Source organism: Corynebacterium sputi DSM 45148, from assembly GCF_000427865.1.
In the GTDB taxonomy this organism is placed as follows: Bacteria; Actinomycetota; Actinomycetes; order Mycobacteriales; family Mycobacteriaceae; genus Corynebacterium; species Corynebacterium sputi.
In genome coordinates this window covers 143,441-163,878 of record NZ_ATYV01000008.1, presented here as the reverse complement: position 1 = coordinate 163,878, position 20,438 = coordinate 143,441, and the positions used below count along the sequence as shown (strand labels likewise).

The window sequence follows — 20,438 nt, the reverse complement described above, 5'->3', positions numbered from 1 at the left end:
AGCCGGGATCGTGCAGTCGATGTCTAGGCGGGGCAACTGTTTGGATAATTCGCCGATGGAGTGCTTTTTCGGCCATCTGAAGCAGGAGATGTTCGTCGGCCGGGACTTCAGCAGCATTGATCAGCTGGCGCTGGAGATTGATCAGTACATGCGTTGGTACAACTACCAGCGGATTCAAGAAAAGCTCGGCGCAATGTCACCGGTGGAGTACCGACAAAGCATTGCGTGGAGGTTCGACTCAGTATCGTGTTAACTACGTCTCTTTAACTTTTGGGGTTCAGTTCATTCGTTTTTCCGCCCCGACACGGATACCTATTCTCGTTTCGATCCGATTTGCAAACGTGCAGGTCAGCGACTTTGGCTAAATCGGACGGTGAAACAAAAGGGGGGTCTGTGAATCGCGGCGAAAACGAAAAGGGGGCAGAGTGGATCTGCGGCGCCAGGTGAGCGTCGCCGACGCACCATCTGCGGCAAAACAACACCCCGATGATCTCCAAAAAGGAGGTCATCGGGGTGCTGTCGTTAGCGAAGCGCTGTAGCTACATGCCGATGGCGCCGCCATCAGTGCGGCGGACCTGGATCACGGCCGGGCGGGGCTGGGAGTCGCCGCCGTCGGGCCAATTGGAGGTGGGGTCTTCGGTGGTGGCCTCGTCGTTCTCGCCGGGGTGCTGGGCGTTGACCATCACTAGGTCGTGCTCGACGATCGGGCCACAGGTCTCCGCGCCGTAGGGAACGGACATAAAGAGCTTGGTAAGGCCGCGGGTATCACCGTCGACGGAGACGGCATACAGGCCGTCGTTCATCTCCATGGCGTAGAGTGCATCGGTGGAGACCCACAGGTTGCCGTACTCGTCGAACGCGAGGTTGTCCGGGCAGGTGATGGGGGAGACCTGCGACTTATCGAAGCCGCCGAAGTAGGTGTACGCCTCATCCGGATCTCCACAGACCAGCAGCAGGTTCCAGGTTCCGGAGGTGCCGGCGTGATCGTCGTCCATCTCGATGACGTAGCCGTTCTTGTTCTCCGTGACCGGGGCGACCTCGGTGACTCCCTCGTACTCACGGCCGGCGGCGTCAGTACCGTCTTCGCCGGTGGCGCCGCGGTACTTGTTGTTGGTCAGAGCGGCGTAGACCTTGCCGGTGATCGGGGAGGGCTCGACGTCCTCGGGACGGTCCATGCGGGTCGGGTTGACGGTGTCCGCTGCCTGGCGGGTGTAGATGCAGACCTCCGCGCCATCGAATCCATCGACGTGTGACTCGGAGGTGCCGTCCGCGTTGGCGGTCATCAGCGGGATCCAGGTGATCGAACCGTCGAAGGCGCCGTCTTCTGGAAGCTGCGCGGAGCCGTCGATCTCGCTTTCGGGGGAGTTGCCGTCGAACTGGGCGACGTACAAGGTTCCCTCGTTGAGGATGCCCATGTTGTGCGCCAGATCGCCCTCGACCATCTTGCGGGAGGAGACGAACTTGTAGATGTATTCGAATCGCTCGTCGTCACCGGAGTAGCAGACCACGGTGCCGTCGTCGGTGATGTAGATGTTGCCGCCTTCGTGCTTGAAGCGGCCCAACGCGGAGTGCTTGATCGGGGTGGACTCCGGGTCTGCGGGGTCGATCTCGACGACGTAGAAGAAGCGGTTCGGCTCGTTCTGCTGCTTCGTCAGGTCGAAACGGTCGTGGAACTTCTCCCAGTTACGAGTAGAGGTCTCGCTGGTGATGCCGTAGCGGGACAGGTTCTCCTGAACCTCTTCGTCCTCGATCTGGTCGAATCCACCGAAGTACTGGTTGCAGTTTTCCTCGCCGGAGAGGATGGTGCCCCACGGGGTGAGGCCGCCGGCGCAGTTGTTTAGAGTGCCGTAGACCTTGGTGCCGGTCGGATCATCCTCAGTCTTCAGCAGGTCATGGCCGGCAGCCGGACCGGCGATCTCGAATTCGGTGTTCGCTGTGATTCGGCGGTTCAGCGGGTGACCAATGACCGGAGTCAGGAAGCCGTCGTCGCCCTTGTCCACGGCCAGCACGGTGAGGCCGTGGGCAGCAAGACCGATGTTGACCTGCTCTTCGGTGGTGTCCTCCGGCGTCCAGTCGTGGAACATCATCGGCTCGGTGGTGTACTCGTGCGAAGAAACGTGGACGAGCTGGCCACCCGGAGTCTCAACGAGTGCGCCGTAGTCGTTGTTAAACCCGTACTGACCTTCCTGGGCCTTGGCGGTCTGATTCTCGAAGTCGAACTTCGGCACGTCCTCGAAGATCGGGTCGCCCCAGGCGATCAGGACACGGTCCTCATAGCCTTCCGGGACGGTGACCTTGTCGTCCATGTTCGGCGAGACCATGTCGAAGCGCATACCGCGCGGGACCTCGTACTCGTTCTCTCCGTCTGAGATGGTGTTGCCACCATTGCCGTTGTTACCGCTGTTGTCACCGCATGCGGCCAAGACGGAGCCGCCGCCGATGACGAGAGCTGCGCCGCCGCCGGCCTGCAGCGCACGACGACGAGAGAACGACTTCTTCACCACATCACCGAAGTAGGCGTTGGCTGACGCGAATTCATTGGGTGCTTCGCCGTTGCAGGCATCGCCACACTTGTAGACGCAGGTGGTCCGGCTGCGGGAGGAGACAAAGCGGTTGGTCAGCAGATTGATGCCGCGAATGGTCATGGGGGTTCCTTACGGGAGAGCTGGGTGAACCTGGGCTGAGTATTCGCTGAGGAAGATAACGATTCTGGGTTGACGTGCGGTTCCCTCTCGGTGGCATTGGAGTGAACAGGCGGTGCGTGAGAGTGGGCGCGGGGTAAACGAGAGGAAACAACTGGTGGTTGAGGGAAGTTTTGTGGGTTTTCTCCGGTAGCCCAGGGCAGGGTGAGTACCGGCACAGCGCGGGGTGGACTACCCTTATCCACCGTGAGTGACGCGAAGAATTCCCCCGTTTCCCAGGCCGCCGACGATCTGCCGGAACAGCTCCGCATCCGACGCGAAAAGCGTGAGCGACTCCTGGCTTCCGGGACCGACGCGTACCCCGTCGAGGTGCCCCGCACGCATTCCCTGGCGCAGGTCCGTCAGCAGTGGGGCCACCTGGAGTCCGGTGAAGAGACCGAAGACCGTGTGACCGTTGTCGGCCGCGTGATCTTCGTCCGCAATACCGGCAAGCTGTGCTTCGCCACCTTGCAGGAAGGCGACGGCACCCAGCTCCAGGCCATGCTCAGTCTCAAGGAGGTCGGCGAGGATCGTCTGGCTGACTGGAAGGCTGACGTTGACCTCGGTGACATCGTGATCGTCGAGGGTCGCGTGATTTCCTCGCGCCGTGGGGAACTCTCCGTCATGGCCGCGTCCTGGCAGATGGCTGCTAAGTCGCTGCGCCCGTTGCCGGTAGCGCACAAGGAGATGAGTGAGGACTCCCGCGTGCGTCACCGCTACACCGACCTGATCATGCGAGAGGAAGCGCGTGCCAACGCAGTCAACCGCATCAAGGTGATCCGTGCGCTGCGGAATGCTTTTGAGCGTCGTGACTTCCTCGAGGTGGAAACCCCGATGCTGCAGACCCTCCATGGTGGCGCTGCTGCACGTCCGTTTGTGACGCACTCCAATGCGCTGGACCTGGACCTTTACTTGCGTATCGCGCCGGAGCTGTACCTCAAGCGCTGTGTTGTTGGCGGTATGGAGAAGGTCTTCGAGATCAACCGCAACTTCCGTAACGAGGGCATCGATTCCACGCACTCGCCGGAGTTCGCGATGCTGGAGTACTACGAGGCCTACGGCACCTACGACGACTCCGCCCGCACCGTCCGCGAAATCATCCAGGAAGTTGTCCAGGAGGTATACGGCAGCACGACTGTCACCCTCGCTGATGGCTCGGAGTATGACTTCGGCGGCGAGTGGAAGCAGATCGAGATGTACCCCTCGCTCAACGAGGCACTTCAGAAGAAGTTCCCCGGCCAGCCCGAGGTCACGGTCGATTCGACCGTGGAAGAGCTCAAGGTGCTTTCCGACGGCGTGGGCCTCGACGTCCCCGCCAAGGGCGGCTGGGGACACGGCAAGCTCGTGGAAGAACTTTGGGAGCACCTGTGCGAGGACCAGCTCGACGGTCCGGTCTACGTTCGTGACTTCCCGGTAGAGACCTCCCCGCTGACCCGTCAGCACCGCAGCAAGCCCGGCGTCACTGAGAAGTGGGACCTGTACGTCCGCGGCTTCGAATTGGCCACCGGCTACTCCGAGCTGGTCGACCCGGTTGTCCAGCGTGAGCGTTTCGAGGACCAGGCTCGCCTGGCCGCCGGTGGCGACGACGAGGCCATGGTTCTTGATGAGGACTTCCTGCAGGCGATGGAGCAGGGAATGCCCCCGACCACTGGTGTTGGCATCGGAATCGACCGCCTGCTGATGGCCTTCTCCGGCCTCGGCATCCGCGAGACTGTGCTCTTCCCGGTCGTGAAGCCGGAGCGCTCCGAGTAGCTGGAGGAATCGTCGGCTCGAATAGGGCCGGCAAGCTGGCTCTTCTCCTGGCCATCCCAGACCCGGGTCCCCTTGTGGGGCCCGGGTTTTGTGGTGCTGGGGGCGTCGTAAAGCGAAGCTTTACAGGCAGTGAACAATCGGCAGACGATAGTTTTCCATCACAGGCGGGGGTGCCTTCACCCCCGAAACATTGGAATGTGCAGGACTTTTAAAATATATATGACACGCGTCACGTCATATGTTTATGGTTATCCATGTAACACCACTGACGTGAAAGGCCAAGACCCATGAGCGACAAGAAGAATCGCGAAGATTCTACGGTCGGGCGCAACAACCCCAAGCGGGACGCGGTTGGTGCCGCGATGCGGTTCCTGACGACCATCACTGGTTCGGACTTCGCCAGCAAGTACGACCTTCAGCCGAAGATCGACCGTGTCGTATACCAGTCGACCAAGTCAGGCTTCAAGACACTCGGCGCAGCGAACCGCCAGTTCAAGAAGGTATCCGGAGCCGGCAAGCCGGAGCGCCCCGCAGCGGAGCTGCAGGCAGAGGCAGAAGCCAAGGCCGAGGCCAAGGCAAAGAAGTTGTTCGACATCACCCCCTCCGAGGATCAGGAAATGATCGTCGCGACGGTGAAGGAGTTCGCGGAGTCCCGCCTCCGTGACGCTGCCTACGAGTGCGACGCCAAGGCTGCCGCACCGGAGACCCTCGCATCTGAGGCTGCCGAGCTCGGTGTCACCCTCATCAACGTCCCCGAGGCATTCGAGGGCATCGCCACCGGCGCCGACGTGACGACCAACGCGCTGGTAGCCGAAGCACTGGCATACGGCGACATGGGTCTGGCCGTCTCCGTGCTGGCACCGGCTGGCGTCGCCTCGACGCTGACCGCACACGGCTCCGACGCACAGCAGAAGACCTACCTGCCGGCGTTCGCAGGCGAAGACGTCCCGGCTGCAGCCGTGGTCATCTCCGAGCCGCGCCCGCTGTTCGACGCCCTCAAGCCGGAGACCAAGGCCAAGCGCGAAGGCTCTGAGCTCGTCCTCAATGGCGTCAAGTCGCTCGTCCCGAACGCTGGAGCCTGTGAGCTCTTCATCGTCGGCGCTGAGCTCGACGGCAAGCCGGTCCTGGTTGTCCTCGAGTCCGACACCGATGGCCTTCACGTCGAAGCAGACCCGTCAATGGGTATCCGCGGTGCCGCACTGGGCCGCCTGATCCTCAAGGACGTCCGAGTCCCGGTCGAGAACGTTCTCGGTGGCGTCGAGGCGCTCACCGCTGAAGGCGACGAGAACGCAACTGAGGCATACCGCGACGTCGTCCGTCGCTCCCGCCTCGGCTGGGCCGCACTGGCCGCAGGCACCGCACAGGCTGTCCTCGACTACGTCGTGCCCTACGTCAACGAGCGTGAGGCCTTCGGCGAGCCGATCTCCCACCGTCAGGCAGTTGCCTTCATGGTTGCCGACATCAAGATCGAGCTCGACAGCCTCCGCATGATCCTCCTCCGCGGCACCGGCCGTGCAGACCAGGGCCTCAGCTTCTCCCGTGAAGCCGCTCTGGCGAAGACCTTCGCAGCGGAAAAGGGCATGAAGATCGGCTCCGACGGCGTCCAGCTGCTCGGCGGCCACGGCTTCACCAAGGAGCACCCGGTCGAGCGTTGGTACCGCGACCTGCGTGCCATCGGTGTCGCCGAGGGCGTCGTCGTCCTGTAATCCCGCCACGAGCACCACAGCGAAACTCCTAAAGAGGAACACATCATGATCAACCTCGAACTCCCCAAGTCCCTCAAGGCGGGCGCCAACCAGGCACATCAGGCTGCGGCCGAGATCTTCCGCCCTATTTCCCGCAAGTACGACCTCGCCGAACACGAGTACCCGCGCGAGCTCGACACCATGGCTTCCCTCATGGACGGCGCCGCTGACGGCGGACTGTCCGTCGCAGGCGCCAAGGGTGGCCGTGGCGACGAGAAGAAGAAGCAGACCGGCAACAAGAACGGCGGCAACATGGCGGCGTTCATCAACGTCATGGAAACCTGCTGGGGCGACGTCGGACTGACACTGTCGATGCCGTACCAGGGCCTGGGCAACTCTGCCCTCGCCGCGGTCGCCACCGACGAGCAGCTCGAGTCCTTCGGTAAGACCTGGGCCGCCATGGCCATCACCGAGCCGTCCTTCGGCTCGGACTCCTCCGCGGTCACCACCACCGCGGTCAAGGATGGCGACGACTACATTCTCAACGGCGAGAAGATCTTCGTCACCTCCGGTGAGCGCGCCGACTCCGTCGTCGTGTGGGCGACCCTGGACAAGAGCCTCGGCCGCGCCGCCATCAAGTCCTTCCTAGTCAAGAAGGGCACCCCGGGATTCACCGTCGAGCGACTGGAGCACAAGCTCGGTATCCGTGCCTCGGACACCGCCGTCCTGCGCTTCAACGACTGCCGCGTCCCGGCTGCGAACCTCCTCGGTTCCCCGGACATCGACGTCAAGAAGTCCTTCGCAGGCGCCATGGCGACCTTCGATAATACCCGCCCGCTGGTCGCTGGCATGGCGATTGGTGTGTCCCGCGCATCCCTTGAGGAGCTTCGTCGCATCCTCGAAGAGGCCGGCGAGACCATCGACTACGACGTGCCGGTCTACTCCCAGTCCGCCGCAGTCGCTGAGTACCTCCGCCTCGAGTCCGACTGGGAGGCCGCATACCTCCTGGCTCTGCGCGCCACCTGGATGGCCGACAACAAGAAGCCGAACACCCTCGAGGCATCGATCTCGAAGGCCAAGGCCGGCCGCGTCGGTGTCGAGATCACCCTCAAGGCAGTTGAGCTCGCCGGTGTCTACGGATACTCCGAGCGCAACCTGCTGGAGAAGTGGTCCCGCGACTCCAAGATCCTCGACATCTTCGAGGGAACCCAGCAGATCCAGCAGCTGGTCGTCGCACGCCGCACACTGGGTCTGTCCTCCAAGGAACTGAAGTAATTCCTCGGTAGCAGGTCAGGACGCTAGCGAAGCATCGATGCAGCCCCCTCCGGAAATCTCCGGAGGGGGCTGCTTCTGTCGGTCTGCTTAGCAGTCGCGTGACAATATGTACACCCTCAGCACTGAAGTGAACCCCAAGAGTCGGAGGGAAGATCACACGATGCCCGCACTGATCAGCCGGGATGCGCTCGAACGTCACCAGGTGTGGTTCTACCTCGTGGCAGCGGTTCTTGGGCTGCTTGTCGGTAGTGCTGTTCCTGGACTGGGCTATGTCGCTGAAGGAATCCTCTGGCCGGTACTCGCGCTGCTGCTCTACGTGACCTTCGTGCAGATGCCCCTGGCGAAGGTCCCGGCGGCGTTCGCCGACGTCCGATTCCTCGTCACCGCCCTGATCGGTAATTTCGTCCTGGTTCCGCTGCTGGTGTGGTCCCTGGTGCAGATGGCACCGAATGACGACGCCTTCCGGATCGGCCTGCTGCTGGTTCTGCTGGTCCCATGCACGGACTGGTTCATCACGTTCACTCAGCTCGGCGGTGGTGACGGCACCCGCGCGATCGTCCTCACTCCAATTCTGCTCATCCTGCAGCTTCTGCTGCTGCCGGTGTATCTCGGGCTCATGACGGGCATCAACGTCGCCGACGTCTTCGCCGTCGCCGATGTCTGGCCCGCACTCCTGGTGGTGTTAATACCGCTCAGTGTGGCTGCGGTCACCGAATCCTGGGCGAAACGACGCAACGTCCGTCGTCGGGTCGTGCAGAGTCTCGGTTGGTGGCCGGTTCCGTTGTTGGCGGTCGTGATTTTCCTGATCGCCGTCGCGCAGGTCAGGGACGTGATGGGGAATCTCAATGTACTGCCGGTGGTCATCGGCATTTCCATCGCGTTCCTCGCCTCAGTTCTCGTTCTCGCGAAGCTTCTCGGAACCGTCGCCCGGCTTCCCACCGCGCAGGGCCGCACGCTCACATTCTCGATGGGCACGCGCAACTCGTTCATCGTTCTGCCATTTGCACTGTCACTGCCGGCTGGGTGGGAGATCGCCGCGATCGTCATTGTGATGCAGGCGTTCGTCGAACTCTTCGGAATGGCCTTTTGTCTCTGGTTCGTACCGCGCGTGCTTTTTCGGGACCGCGCCACAACCCCACAAACGGGTTAATCTTCTTTTATGAGCAACATCACTGGGGCCCACGAATCGAGGACTGGCGATGGGGTGTCGGTGGAGCCGGCGAGGGAGACGTCGGGAAGCAGCTCTTCCACGGACACCAGCCGCGGAGCGGTGGTGGCGTGGGCGTTCTGGGACTGGGGCTCGGCGGCCTTCAACGCAGTGCTGGTGACCTTCATCTTCGCGGTCTACCTCACCGACTCTGTCGGTGCGACGCTTCCCGACGGCCAGAACGCCACATCCCTCTATTCCGGTGCGGTGGCGATCGCCGGCGTGGCCATCGCGCTGATCGCACCCGTGATGGGCAGACGGTCCGACCTCCGCGGAACACGGCGTCGGTCGCTGCGGCTGTGGACGCTGATCACCGTCGTGCTGATGTTCCTGCTGTTCGTGGTGAAGAACGACTCTCCGGAGTACTTCTGGATCGGCGTGGTCGTCATGGCCGTCGCGAACGTCACGTTCGAGTTCGCCGAGGTCAACTACTTCGCGCAGCTGTCGCAGATCTCCACGAGGGAGACGGTTGGACGGGTCTCGGGATTCGGCTGGTCGATGGGGTACTTCGGCGGCATCGTGCTGCTGCTGGTGTGTTACTTCGGATTCGTCGCAGGGGAGGGGGAGACCCGTGGATTCTTCAACCTGCCGGCCGAGGACGGCTTCAATATCCGGATGGTCGCAGTGCTGGCGGCGGTGTGGTTTCTCCTCTCTGCGCTGCCGGCGATGTTCCGCGTGCCGGAGATCGCGCCGGTCGCCGCTGACGGGAAACAGCCGAAGGGCGTCGTCGAGGCATACAAGGATTTGATCGGGCAGATCAAGGGACTGTGGAATACCAACCGTACGGCGACGTATTTCCTGCTGGCATCCGCCGTTTTCCGCGATGGGTTGGCTGGTGTGTTCACGTTCGGAGCAATTCTCGCGGTGACCGTCTACGGACTGTCTGCAGGTGACGTGCTGCTGTTCGGCGTCGCGGCGAACGTGGTGTCGGCTCTCGGTGCTGTAGCCGGTGGATTCCTGGACGATCGAATTGGGCCGAAGCCGATCATTCTCGGATCCCTCGGCCTGATGATCCTGTCCTGCTTGGTGCTGTTCTTCCTTGATGGGGCTACGGGTTTCTGGGTGTTTGGCCTGGTGTTGTGCGCGTTTGTGGGACCAGCGCAATCGGCCTCTCGTAGCTTCCTCACTCGGCTGGCTGGTGAAGGACAGGAAGGTCAGTTCTTCGGTTTGTACACGACCACTGGCCGAGCCGTGAGCTGGATGGCTCCGGCGCTGTTCGGGCTTTTTGTCTGGTTCTCAGGTGCGGACCGTGCCGGAATCCTGGGAATTGCACTGATTCTGCTGGCAGGAGCGGTGATGCTGGCGTTTGTGAAGCCGCCTGTTTCCGAAAATAACCTGTGAGTTTAAGTCACGGACCCCTATCGGCAACTGTTCGGCCGTAATCTGGTTGTTATGAAGCAGATGTCTAGCCGAGCGCTTCGCTCCGTTGCATCGGTTGCGGCTGGCGGTATGGTTCTGGCTCGATCCTCTCGACCGGTATCCAAGCTGTTGGACCCGGATCTTCCGCCGCACCTGACCGGTGACATTGATCGTGACTTGCTGTTGACCTCTGGCACCGGCGGCAGAGTTCGAGCGAAGGACCTAGAGGTGCCGACCGTCACTGACACAACGATCGCTTTCACGTGGGCGACCTACGGTAAAGAGGTACGAACCCCGTATGGTCCTGCTCGTCACACCGTAGGGTCAAACACCGTGGTCCTCATGGGCCCCGCCGATGGCGGCCCGATGAGGGTTGTCTACAACGACGACACTCCGCGGGGTGTCCACCATGCAGTGGTGCGGGGGCTGGATCCGGATCGGAGCTACCGCTTCGAATGCTGGTCGAACGGTTACCGTGCGACTCCGTCGCTCGTGGCTACCCGACGCATGGGCGCGCCCGAAATGACTGGGGTGATTCGTACGCTGCGCAGGCCCGCGGGCGACTTCATCGAGACGATCGCAGTTACGAACGACACCCACATCGGAAAGACGAACCACAGTCGGTTGACGTCTCCAGATGCGGACGGCCTCGATTTCCCCGAGATGCAGCTCGAGGGGCTGGTCGCCGCCGCCAAAGAAGATGGAGCCAGCGCGCTGGTCGTGAACGGCGACTGCACCGATACAAACACCGCTGATCAGGTCCGTACATTCCGGAAGCTGATGAATGAGTTTGGTGAGCAGGACAAAGACTGGTTCGCGGTCCGCGGCAATCACGACAACTTCACGCCTGGCCGGAAGAACACTAAGAAGTCCAACAAGAAGGGCATCAAGGCCGGTGACGACGTGGAGGACAACTTTGGTGACTACTTCACCGGACGTCAGCAACACTGGTCGTCCCGGGTGGGCGGACTTCGCTTGCTTGGGGTGGATACCGCGGACATCTTCGAGGACGGCGGATATATTTCGCCAGAGCAAATGGACGCCTTGCGTGCCGATCTCCTGTCAGACCCAGATCGGCCGACGATCATGTTCGGCCACCATCCAGTGACCATGTGTGCGGGAACCTCCAATATGGGAGGCTCTGACTTCATCCTGGGGCAGGATATGTCGCTGGAGCTGCAGGACATCATGGCCAAATCTCCTGGCGTGATGTCGATGTATGCCGGACACACTCACCGCACCCGTCGTGGCAGCGCAGACATCGGCAGCGCGGACTTTGGCGAGCGTGGTGCCTCCCTCGGCTATCCCGGCGGGTACACCCTGATCCACGTCTACACAGGCGGATATATGGTCACCTACCACCGGATCCCGGCTCGGGATTCGCTCGACTGGTCGGGGCACACTCGCTGGTCGATGTTCGGTATGGAGCCGGAGTACATGCTCGGTTCCCTCTCTGACCGTAACTACACCGTGGATATGGACTTGTCGGGCTTGTAGACCCCGCGTCGTGTCCGCGAGCAGGTGGAGCACCATCGCGCTGAACTTGATGGCAGATAGAGAAGGCCCCGGCTCCGAGTTTTATTTCGGAAACGGGGCCTTCATAGCGAAACCTGGGGCTGAGGCTATTTAGGCGTCAGCCTTGGCTTCTTCCTTCTCCCACGGCTTCGGGAGCTCGCGGGGGACGACCTTGCCGACGCCATTGCGCGGCAGCTCGTCCAGGAACACGGCTTCACGCGGGACGCTGGAGCGACTCAGGTGCTCCTTGACGTAGGTACGCATGGAGTCGTTGTCGATCTTCTTGCCTGCAGCATCGTCCTTGCGGACGATGTAAGCGACTAGTGCCTGGCCGAACTTCTCGTCCTCGACACCGACGACGGCACATTCGCTGACGCCCGGCATGTCGTAGAGGACTTCCTCAGTCTCACGCGGGAACACGTTTTCGCCGCCGGAGACGATCATGTCGTCCTCGCGGCCGCTGATGAAGAGTCGTCCGTGCTCGTCGAGGTAACCGAGGTCACCGGTGCAGACCTGTCCTTCGACGAAGTTCTTGTCGGCACCCGGTCGGGTGTATCCCTCGAACAACATGTTGTTGCCGACGAAGATGCGGCCGTGCTCGCCCTGGGCGAGCGGCTTGCCGTCCTCATCACGGATGGTGATGCGGGTACCCAGCGGCGGGCCGCCGGCAGTGTAGGAGTTCTCGGCGAGTTCGTCCGGAGTCGCGATGGTGGCCCAGGAGACCTCAGTGGAGCCGTACAGCGAGTACAGCGTCGGGCCGAACTTCTCGATGGACTGGCGAACTACCTTTTCCGGGATGGCGGAGCCGGAAGACGCGATGATCTTCGGTGCCATTTCATCGGTGATGGTGAGGTCGTCAGGCATGGCGTCGATGACTCTCTGGAGCATGGTCGGGACCAGGATGACCATGTAGGGGTTGTGGTTCTGGATGACCTGGAGGATGTCCTTCGGGTCAAAGTTGCGACGCAGGATCATTGTCGAACGTAGTGCCATGCACAGCTGGATGTTGGCGAAGCCCCAGGTGTGGAAGAACGGTGCAAGCAGCAGCGACGGACGGTGCTGACGCATCGGGATCTTGCTCATGATCGACGATGCCGGCATCCAAGACTTCGGCTCCGGGCGGCGTGCGCCCTTCGGGGTGCCGGTGGTGCCGGAGGTCAGGATCACGACGCGGCCGCGGCGCGGGCGGGTCGGCAACTTGGCTGCGGGGAGGCTCTCCGGGGGAGCGGTCCGGATCATTTCCTGCATCGAGGTCCAGCCCTCACGCACGCAGGAGGTGTCTTTGTAGTTCTCAAGCCATGCCACGGCGACCGGGCACTGGTCGAAGTCCTCCGGGAGGATGTGGGTGAACTCTTCGTCGATGAACAGGAAGTCGACCTTCTGCTCATGAATGACAGCGAGAGTCTGCTTCGAAGAAGCGCTCGGGTTCAACAGGACGATGTCGGTACCGAGGCGGCCGTGAGCGCACAGTGCCTGGATAAATCCGCGGTGATTGCGGCAAAGAACGCCGATCTTGTCACGCGGACGAATGTACCCGTGGCGCAGGGCGCGGGCGAGCTGGTTGGTGCGGTTGTTCAGGTGCTCGTACGTCAGTGATCCACCATCGTCAATGATTGCGGTGTGGTGGGGATCCCGGGCTGCTGCCAGAGCCAGCAGGCCGGCCGGGACGAAGTCCCACCGGTAGAGGCCCTTGAGGGAATTTGCAGCAGCACCCGGGCCCATGAGACCGAGGACACCTGCCTTCGCGGCGGGAGCCATACCGACGACGAGATCGGTCATGCCGCGAAGGCGCTCACCCACTTTGGGTGTGTGCTTTTCAGGTGCAGCGGTCATCTGTGGCCTCCTGGGAAATAGATCGGATAACAGATGCGAGCATAATTGTGTTGGGCGCCACATGTGGGCTTTTTTAGGAATTATTTTGATAACAAGTGCATTTTTCTGCCCAGCTCGCCCCCTAGAGCCCCTGGCTTTGACCAGGGTAAATAGGCTCACGTCGAGGCGGTAAAAGTTTTGCCAGTAGAGGCTTACTGTGTTCCGGTCAGTCACCCTGGCGGCGCTGGCGCGCGTCAGATTCCCAGAATCGTTGTCGCGATGAGGAAGTAAACGATCAATCCGGAGGCGTCACAGAAGGTCGAGATGAATGGCGTCGAGAACACAGCCGGGTCGGCCCTGATTAGCTTCGCCAGCATCGGCATCAGTCCGCCGACAGTCGCGGCGATCGTGCAGATACTCACCAGCGTCAGGCCGATGATGAGTCCGAAGTCGAAGCCAAAGATAAGCCCGGCAAGGACCAGACCGATGACACCGAGCATCACTCCCAGTAGTGAACCGACGCGGACCTCACGCCAGGCGACCTTCCAGGCGTCGCGGAGGCGGACCTCTCCGACAGCCAGTGCGCGTGTCACCGTCGTTGCGGCCTGCGCGCCAGTGTTACCGGCAGTACCGGTAAGAAGGGGAATGAATAGGGACAGCGTGACGACGGTTGCCAGTGCGTCTTCGAACATGTCCAGCACCTGGACCGTCAAGATGGCAGACAGTGCTAGCACCAGAAGCCACACCACACGGGAGCGGAAGATCTGGTTCACCGAGGTTGCCAGGTAGGGCATGTCGAGGGGTTCGACGGCGCCGGCTCGGGAGGAGTCCTCGAGGTCGGCGCGGTCAACGATGCGGGCGGCGTCGTCAATAGTGAGGACGCCGATCAGGCGTCCCTGCGCATCAGTCACCGGGGTTACCAGGTGGTTAGTCTTAGTCGCGCGACGTGCAGCAGTCTCAGCGTCTTCCGACGCCATGGCGAACTCCGGATCGACCATCAGCTCGGATACGGGCGTGTCGTCAGAGGCGAGTAGAACCTCACGTAGACCGACGACGCCAAGTAGTTCCCGCCGGGAGCCGACCACCATGATCAGATAGACGGTCTCGGCCTCTTCGCCGTGATCGTGGACGGCCTGGATAACCTCAGCCGCGGTCGTGTCCGGTCCTACTCGGATGTACTCCGTGGACATGTGACGGCCGATGGATTCGGCCGGGTATCCCAGCATCGGAGCGGTGAGCTCGCGCTCGTGAGATGACAGTCCTCCCATAAGGCGGGCGGCGACAGAAGCTGGGAGTTCGTCGATAAGCGAGACACGGTCATCCGGGTCCATCGTTTCGAAGACTCCGACGACCTCTTCTTCCCGCAGTCCTTCGATGAGGTCGGCGCGCATCGACGGCTCGAAGCGCTCAAAAACCTCGAGGGCGGTGTCGCGCGGCAGAAGTCGGTAGATGATCGCGCGATCCTGGTGATCTTCGCGCTGGAGCACGTCAACCAGAATAGGGGCGGGCATCTCCACCACCATGTGTTCCGCGGCGACGAGATCATGCTCGCGCAGTAGATCGGCGAGCCGGTCTGCGATTGCGTCTACGTCGTACGCTTCATGGATGGCCATGAGTCGCAATCCTACCCACCGCCCATGATTTCGCCGGATTGCTGTGGCTCGGCTGGCGGTGACCTGTGAAACGCGCAAGGATCAGGCCGTAAACAGCGTGTTCGCTGACGGCGTACGGCTAAGGGGACGTTCCTGGGCACCATCGTCGTTATGCTCGGTGAAAGCCTGAATCAAACCCTGCAGAAGGCGAGGAAAGAGATGTTCGAGAGGTTCACCGACCGCGCACGGCGCGTGATCGTCCTGGCCCAGGACGAGGCTCGCGAGCTCAACCACAATTACATCGGTACGGAGCACATCCTGCTGGGGCTCATCAGCGAGGGCGATGGCGTCGCAGCCAAGGCCCTCGAGTCGATGGGAATCTCCCTGGAGGCAGTGCGTGCCGAGGTTGAGGAGATCATCGGTCGCGGCGCACAGCCGCCGAGCGGCCACATCCCGTTCACCCCCCGGGCCAAGAAGGTCCTGGAGTACTCGCTGCGTGAAGCACTGCAGTTGGGACACAAGTACATCGGCACCGAGCACCTGTTGCTAGGCCTGATCCGCGAAGGCGAAGGCGTTGCGGCACAGGTGCTGGTAAAGCTTGGCGCCGACCTGCCGCGGGTTCGTCAGCAGGTTATCCAGTTGCTGTCCGGCTACCAGGGCCAGGAGTCCGAGGCCGACGGCGGCGCACAGCCGGGTCCGGTCGGCGCGACCTCCGGCAACCGCTCCACCGACACCGGTCAGCAGTCCGGCTCCCTGGTCCTGGACCAGTTCGGCCGTAACCTGACCGTCGCAGCCCGCGAGGGCAAGCTTGACCCGGTTATCGGCCGTGGCCAGGAAATCGAGCGGATCATGCAGGTCCTCTCTCGCCGTACCAAGAACAACCCTGTTCTGATCGGTGAGCCGGGCGTCGGTAAGACCGCCGTCGTCGAGGGCCTCGCACTGGACATCGTCAACGGCAATGTCCCGGAGACCCTGAAGGACAAGCAGCTCTACTCGCTGGACCTCGGTTCCCTGGTCGCTGGATCCCGTTACCGCGGTGACTTCGAGGAGCGCCTCAAGAAGGTGCTCAAGGAGATCAACCAGCGCGGCGACATCATCCTGTTCATCGACGAGATTCACACCCTTGTCGGCGCAGGTGCAGCAGAAGGCGCCATCGATGCAGCCTCGATCCTGAAGCCGAAGCTGGCTCGCGGTGAGCTGCAGACCATTGGTGCCACCACGCTGGACGAATACCGCAAGCACATCGAGAAGGACGCCGCTCTTGAGCGTCGTTTCCAGCCGGTGAACGTTCCGGAGCCTTCGGTGGATCTGTCCATCGAGATTCTCCGTGGTGTCCGCGATAAGTACGAGCAGCACCACCGCGTGTCCATCACTGATGAGGCACTGGTCGCTGCAGCAACCCTGTCGGGTCGCTACATCAACGATCGCTTCCTTCCGGACAAAGCTGTCGACCTCATCGACGAGGCCGGCGCCCGCATGCGCATCAAGCGCATGACCGCTCCGCCGGAGCTCAAGGAGATCGACGAGAACATCGCCAAGGTGCGCCGCGAGAAGGAAGCCGCCATCGACGGGCAGGACTTCGAGAAGGCCGCATCGCTGCGTGACGACGAGCGCAAGCTCGGCGAGAAGCGCCGTGAGCAGGAGTCCAAGTGGCGCTCCGGCGAGTCGGACGTCATCTCTGAGGTCGGCGAAGAGCAGATCGCGGAGGTGCTGGCTCACTGGACTGGTATCCCGGTGTTCAAGCTCACCGAGGAAGAGTCCTCGCGACTCATGCGTATGGAAGATGAGCTGCACAAGCGGATCATCGGCCAGAACGAAGCAGTTGGCGCTGTCTCCCGCGCGATCCGTCGTACCCGCGCAGGTCTGAAGGACCCGAAGCGTCCGTCCGGTTCGTTCATCTTCGCCGGCCCGTCCGGTGTTGGTAAGACCGAGCTGTCGAAGGCTTTGGCAGAGTTCCTCTTCGGCGAAGAGGACTCGCTGATCCAGATCGACATGGGTGAGTTCCACGACCGCTTCACCGCGTCGCGTCTCTTCGGTGCTCCTCCGGGGTACGTCGGACATGACGAGGGTGGCCAGCTGACCGAGAAGGTCCGCCGTAAGCCGTTCTCCGTCGTCCTGTTCGACGAGATCGAGAAGGCACACAAGGAGATCTACAACACGCTCCTGCAGGTTCTGGAAGATGGTCGTCTCACCGATGGCCAGGGCCGCGTGGTCGACTTCAAGAACACCGTGCTGATCTTCACCTCGAACCTGGGAACGCAGGACATCTCCAAGGCCGTCGGACTTGGCTTCACCGGTGTCGGAGAGACCGACTCTGAGGGGCAGTACGACCGGATGAAGGACAAGGTCAACGATGAGCTGAAGAAGCACTTCCGACCTGAATTCCTCAACCGTATCGATGAGATCGTTGTGTTCAGGCAGCTGACGCAGGAAGAGATCGTCGAGATGGTCGACTTCATGCTGAATCGCGTGCGCAACCAGCTCGTGGAGAAGCGGATCTCTCTCGAGGTCAGCGATCGCGCCAAGTCTCTGCTGTCCAAGCGTGGCTTTGATCCGGTGCTCGGTGCACGTCCTCTGCGTCGCACCATCCAGCGCGAGATCGAGGACCAGCTTTCCGAGCAGATCCTCTACGGCCAGGTCGGCATCGGCGATGTCGTCGAGGTCGATGTCGAAGGCTGGGACGGCGAAGACAAGGACATTGGCAAGGGCAAGTTCGTGTTCAACGTCGTTGCTTCCCCGGACAACGTCGACGAGATTGAGGTTCCCGAGGGAACTGACGAGATCGAGCCGCCGGAGACTGCCAAAGCCTCTGACTCCAATGGTGACAACACCAACGAGTAAGCAGCGTTAGGCGTCAGTAGCGCCGCTGCAGGGTAGAGCACCCCACCAGGGAAACCTGGTGGGGTGCTTTTTCATGCCGTGTGGAGATGAGGCTGCTTGCGTAGGTGAGGAGAAAAAGCTGGTGGAAGCAGGGCCCTCCGCGCGTGCGCCGAACACCCTGTCGACGTTGCATATCCGAGTTCGCTGTGCGACATCTACAGGGTGTTCGGGCTACGCAGACAGGTGGTACCCGTGGGACATGGCCAGCGGCCGTGCTTCAACAGTTCCAGTCTGTTGGCACCTGTAAGCGACAACGCCGTGAGAGCACCCTGCCCAGGCCTGACCCACGCGCGCCCGCGCACGTGCCCGCGTTTGCATCTGGTCCTACCGAGGCAGATGGAAGAGCCCCCGTTCGTCCTGCTCTGCCAGGCCGTCCGTCAGCAAAGAATCAAGGGCGCGGGAGCGCTGCACGTCGTCGTCCCAGACGGCGTCTAATAACGATTGCTCGACGGGGGAGTGGGCGGCGCGCAGGACGTCCAGGAGCTTTCCACGAACCTGCCGGTCGGTGCCCTCGAATTTCTGCACGCGACGTTTGGCTGCGGCCAGCTCTGACTCCTCTGGAGCCGGCCGGCCGAGTTGCACCCATTCACATGTCGACTCAACTGGGCACTCGGAGCACCGAGGCGTGCGGGCTATGCACACCGTCGCGCCCAGTTCCATCACGCCTGCGGAAAACTCTGCCGCGTCCCGAGCTGGCAGCAACGAATCCACTGCCACTAGATCCGCAGACTTGTGAGTGCCCGGCAAAAAGACTCCCTGGCGGTGCCTGCGCAACACCCGTCGCACGTTCACATCGACCACCGGAACCGCCGCGTCGAAGGCGAACGCCGCGACAGCGCGGGCGGTGTAGTCACCGATGCCAGGCAGGGAGAGGAGGTGGTCGACGGTGGCGGGGACCTGGCCGTCGTGAAGCGAAACGATGGCCACCGCAGCCTCTTTGAGCCGCAATGCCCGTCGCGGATAGCCGAGCTTGCCCCAGGCCCGCAGAACCTCGTCGGTGCTTGCCGCGGCCAGGTCCGCAGGCTCCGGCCACCGCTGTATCCACTCCTCCCACCGGGGAGCAACGCGAGCGACGGGGGTCTGCTGGCTCATCACCTCACTGACCAAAATGCCCCAGGCTGTAGTCCCGGGGTGTCGCCAGGGCAGGTCGCGGGCGTTGTGCCTGAACCAGTCGATAATTTCAACACTATTTTGACAGTTACCCCCGTTAGGGGCTGGTCTTGAGGTGGGGCTTTCAGGCTGATCATGCACGCGACAACAATAACTTTCATGACTCAAACCCCGGACACCGTGTGGAAAGAACTCATCGATGGCAACCGTCGCTTTATGGACGGTTGCTCCGATCATCCCCATCAGGATCTTGATCGCCGTGCGGAGTTGACCGGCGGGCAGAAGCCGAACGTTGTCGTCCTGGCCTGCTCGGATTCGCGTGTGCCTGTTGAGATCATCTTCGATCAGGGCCTCGGTGACGTCTTCGTGATCCGCACCGCCGGTCACATCACCGACCTATCGGTGCTGGCTTCCCTAGAGTTCGCCGTGGTGTCCCTGGGTGTGAAGCTCGTTGTCGTTCTCGGCCACGAGTCTTGCGGAGCCGTGAAGGCCTCTCTCACTGCGCTCAATGGTGGAGACATGCCGTCCGGGTTCCAGCGCGTGCTCATTGAGAAGGTCACTCCGTCGCTGCTGACCGCCCGTCGTAGCGGTTCCACTTCGCCGGATGAGTTCGAGGCACACCACGTTGCTGAGATCGTCGAGCACATCATCGATCGTTCCCCGGAGATCCAGTCGCGCATCGTGAATGGCCAGGTGGGAGTCGTCGGGATGCGTTATCAGCTCTCTGATGGACGGACTGCGCCGGTGGTGGCTCGGGGCGTCGGGATGCCGGGCGAGTAGCCCGCAGTTGCAGTAACTGGTGTGACACGGGTGCACGCGGGTTAAACCGCTGACGCCCACACAAGTTGTAACCTTGGCAGGGTGACGAACCAGCAGCTGCCCCCTGAGATCTATCGCCGACGCCGGATGGCGGCCATTGTTGCCGCCGTGGTCGTTGTGCTCGTCATCGTCCTGCTGGTGTGGCTGGTCACCTCCGGCGGGGAGGATGGACAGGACACTGCGACGGACGAAGTGGTCACCGCTAGCCGTGAGGACGGCGAGGATGTGACCTCCGTGCCCAGCGAAAGCTCCTCCGCTGAGCGTTCCTCCACGGAGGCGCCGGCGTACCAGTCCAGCGCGCCGCGAGAGACTGTCGACAAGGACACGTGTGAGGTCTCAGACGTGCTTCTCGACGTCCGCCCCGACAGCCTCGTCTACCCCGAAGGCGATGACGCCGAGTTCTTCGTCGAGCTCTACAACCCGACCCAGGGCACCTGCGAGGTCGACATGGTCGAGGTCCCGGTTGGTTTCGTGGTCTATGACATCACCACCAATACCCGTGTCTGGTCGAGCCTTGATTGCCGCGAGGAAGCGGAGGAGGAGATGCTTGACCTCGGCCCGGATGACGAGGAGATCTTCAGCGTCGGCTGGAACCGGACCTCATCGGCACCTGGTGCTTGCGGTGAGTCTGAGCGCGTCGACGTTGGGGCTGGCGAGTTTGCTGTCCACGCTGTGTTCGGTGAGCAGGTCTCGGAGTACGAGACGTTCCGATTGGGCTAAAAACCTAAAACCCCGCTTCCCGACGCCCCCG

13 protein-coding genes and 1 pseudogene are annotated in these 20,438 nt (G+C 62.1%); 10 read left to right on the top strand and 4 right to left on the bottom strand.

All coding sequences use genetic code 11. The annotated features are described in order from the left end of the window. Positions 1-64 precede the first annotated feature (64 nt). A pseudogene (locus YWU_RS15375) lies at positions 65-253 on the top strand (IS3 family transposase); the annotation flags it as partial. Between the two features lie 286 nt (positions 254-539). On the opposite strand, the gene YWU_RS0105470 reads toward YWU_RS15375, so the two are convergent. After that, entirely contained in the window at positions 540-2,645 is a 2,106-nt protein-coding gene (locus YWU_RS0105470) for a PhoX family protein (RefSeq protein ID WP_027019672.1), read from the bottom strand. Positions 2,646-2,888: 243 nt separating this feature from the next. Between YWU_RS0105470 and lysS the strand changes: the two genes are divergently transcribed. From lysS to YWU_RS0105440, 6 genes are all read left to right on the top strand, one after another. Then, the gene (lysS, locus tag YWU_RS0105465; RefSeq protein ID WP_027019671.1) at positions 2,889-4,433 is read left to right on the top strand and encodes a lysine--tRNA ligase; all 1,545 of its coding nucleotides are present in this window, start codon (positions 2,889-2,891) and stop codon (positions 4,431-4,433) included. A gap of 287 nt (positions 4,434-4,720) precedes the next feature. Next, positions 4,721-6,139 (top strand): acyl-CoA dehydrogenase family protein, encoded by a 1,419-nt coding sequence (locus tag YWU_RS0105460; protein WP_027019670.1) that lies wholly within the window; start codon positions 4,721-4,723, stop codon positions 6,137-6,139. Positions 6,140-6,184: 45 nt separating this feature from the next. Then, on the top strand, positions 6,185-7,393 hold the full coding sequence (locus tag YWU_RS0105455; RefSeq protein WP_027019669.1) for an acyl-CoA dehydrogenase family protein: 1,209 nt from the start codon (positions 6,185-6,187) through the stop codon (positions 7,391-7,393). A 160-nt stretch (positions 7,394-7,553) separates the two neighbouring features. Continuing rightward, positions 7,554-8,543 carry an arsenic resistance protein gene (locus YWU_RS0105450; RefSeq protein ID WP_034647150.1) on the top strand — a complete coding sequence of 330 codons (990 nt, stop codon included), beginning with the start codon at positions 7,554-7,556 and terminating at the stop codon, positions 8,541-8,543. Between the two features lie 9 nt (positions 8,544-8,552). Then, positions 8,553-9,941 carry an MFS transporter gene (locus tag YWU_RS0105445; protein ID WP_084141826.1) on the top strand — a complete coding sequence of 463 codons (1,389 nt, stop codon included), beginning with the start codon at positions 8,553-8,555 and terminating at the stop codon, positions 9,939-9,941. A 51-nt stretch (positions 9,942-9,992) separates the two neighbouring features. Then, a complete protein-coding gene (locus YWU_RS0105440) occupies positions 9,993-11,456 on the top strand; it encodes a metallophosphoesterase family protein (protein ID WP_084141824.1) in 1,464 nt (487 codons plus the stop codon). A 129-nt stretch (positions 11,457-11,585) separates the two neighbouring features. Here YWU_RS0105440 and YWU_RS0105435 read toward each other — a convergent pair whose 3' ends face one another. Continuing rightward, the gene (locus YWU_RS0105435) at positions 11,586-13,307 is read right to left on the bottom strand and encodes an AMP-binding protein (protein ID WP_027019665.1); all 1,722 of its coding nucleotides are present in this window, start codon (positions 13,305-13,307) and stop codon (positions 11,586-11,588) included. Between the two features lie 233 nt (positions 13,308-13,540). Continuing rightward, positions 13,541-14,899 carry a magnesium transporter gene (mgtE, locus tag YWU_RS0105430; RefSeq protein WP_156892725.1) on the bottom strand — a complete coding sequence of 453 codons (1,359 nt, stop codon included), beginning with the start codon at positions 14,897-14,899 and terminating at the stop codon, positions 13,541-13,543. 198 nt (positions 14,900-15,097) lie between these two features. Between mgtE and YWU_RS15370 the strand changes: the two genes are divergently transcribed. Continuing rightward, on the top strand, positions 15,098-17,719 hold the full coding sequence (locus YWU_RS15370) for an ATP-dependent Clp protease ATP-binding subunit (protein WP_084141834.1): 2,622 nt from the start codon (positions 15,098-15,100) through the stop codon (positions 17,717-17,719). A gap of 363 nt (positions 17,720-18,082) precedes the next feature. On the opposite strand, the gene YWU_RS0105420 is transcribed toward YWU_RS15370, so the two are convergent. Then, the gene (locus tag YWU_RS0105420) at positions 18,083-18,937 is read right to left on the bottom strand and encodes an HhH-GPD family protein (protein WP_027019663.1); all 855 of its coding nucleotides are present in this window, start codon (positions 18,935-18,937) and stop codon (positions 18,083-18,085) included. 90 nt (positions 18,938-19,027) lie between these two features. On the opposite strand from YWU_RS0105420, the gene YWU_RS0105415 reads away from it, so the two are divergent. Together YWU_RS0105415 and YWU_RS0105410 are read left to right on the top strand one after the other, a co-directional pair. Then, entirely contained in the window at positions 19,028-19,648 is a 621-nt protein-coding gene (locus YWU_RS0105415; protein ID WP_051260071.1) for a carbonic anhydrase, read from the top strand. Positions 19,649-19,729: 81 nt separating this feature from the next. Next, positions 19,730-20,407: a hypothetical protein gene (locus YWU_RS0105410; protein WP_156892724.1), complete on the top strand. Its 678-nt coding sequence runs from the start codon at positions 19,730-19,732 to the stop codon at positions 20,405-20,407. Positions 20,408-20,438 lie beyond the last annotated feature (31 nt).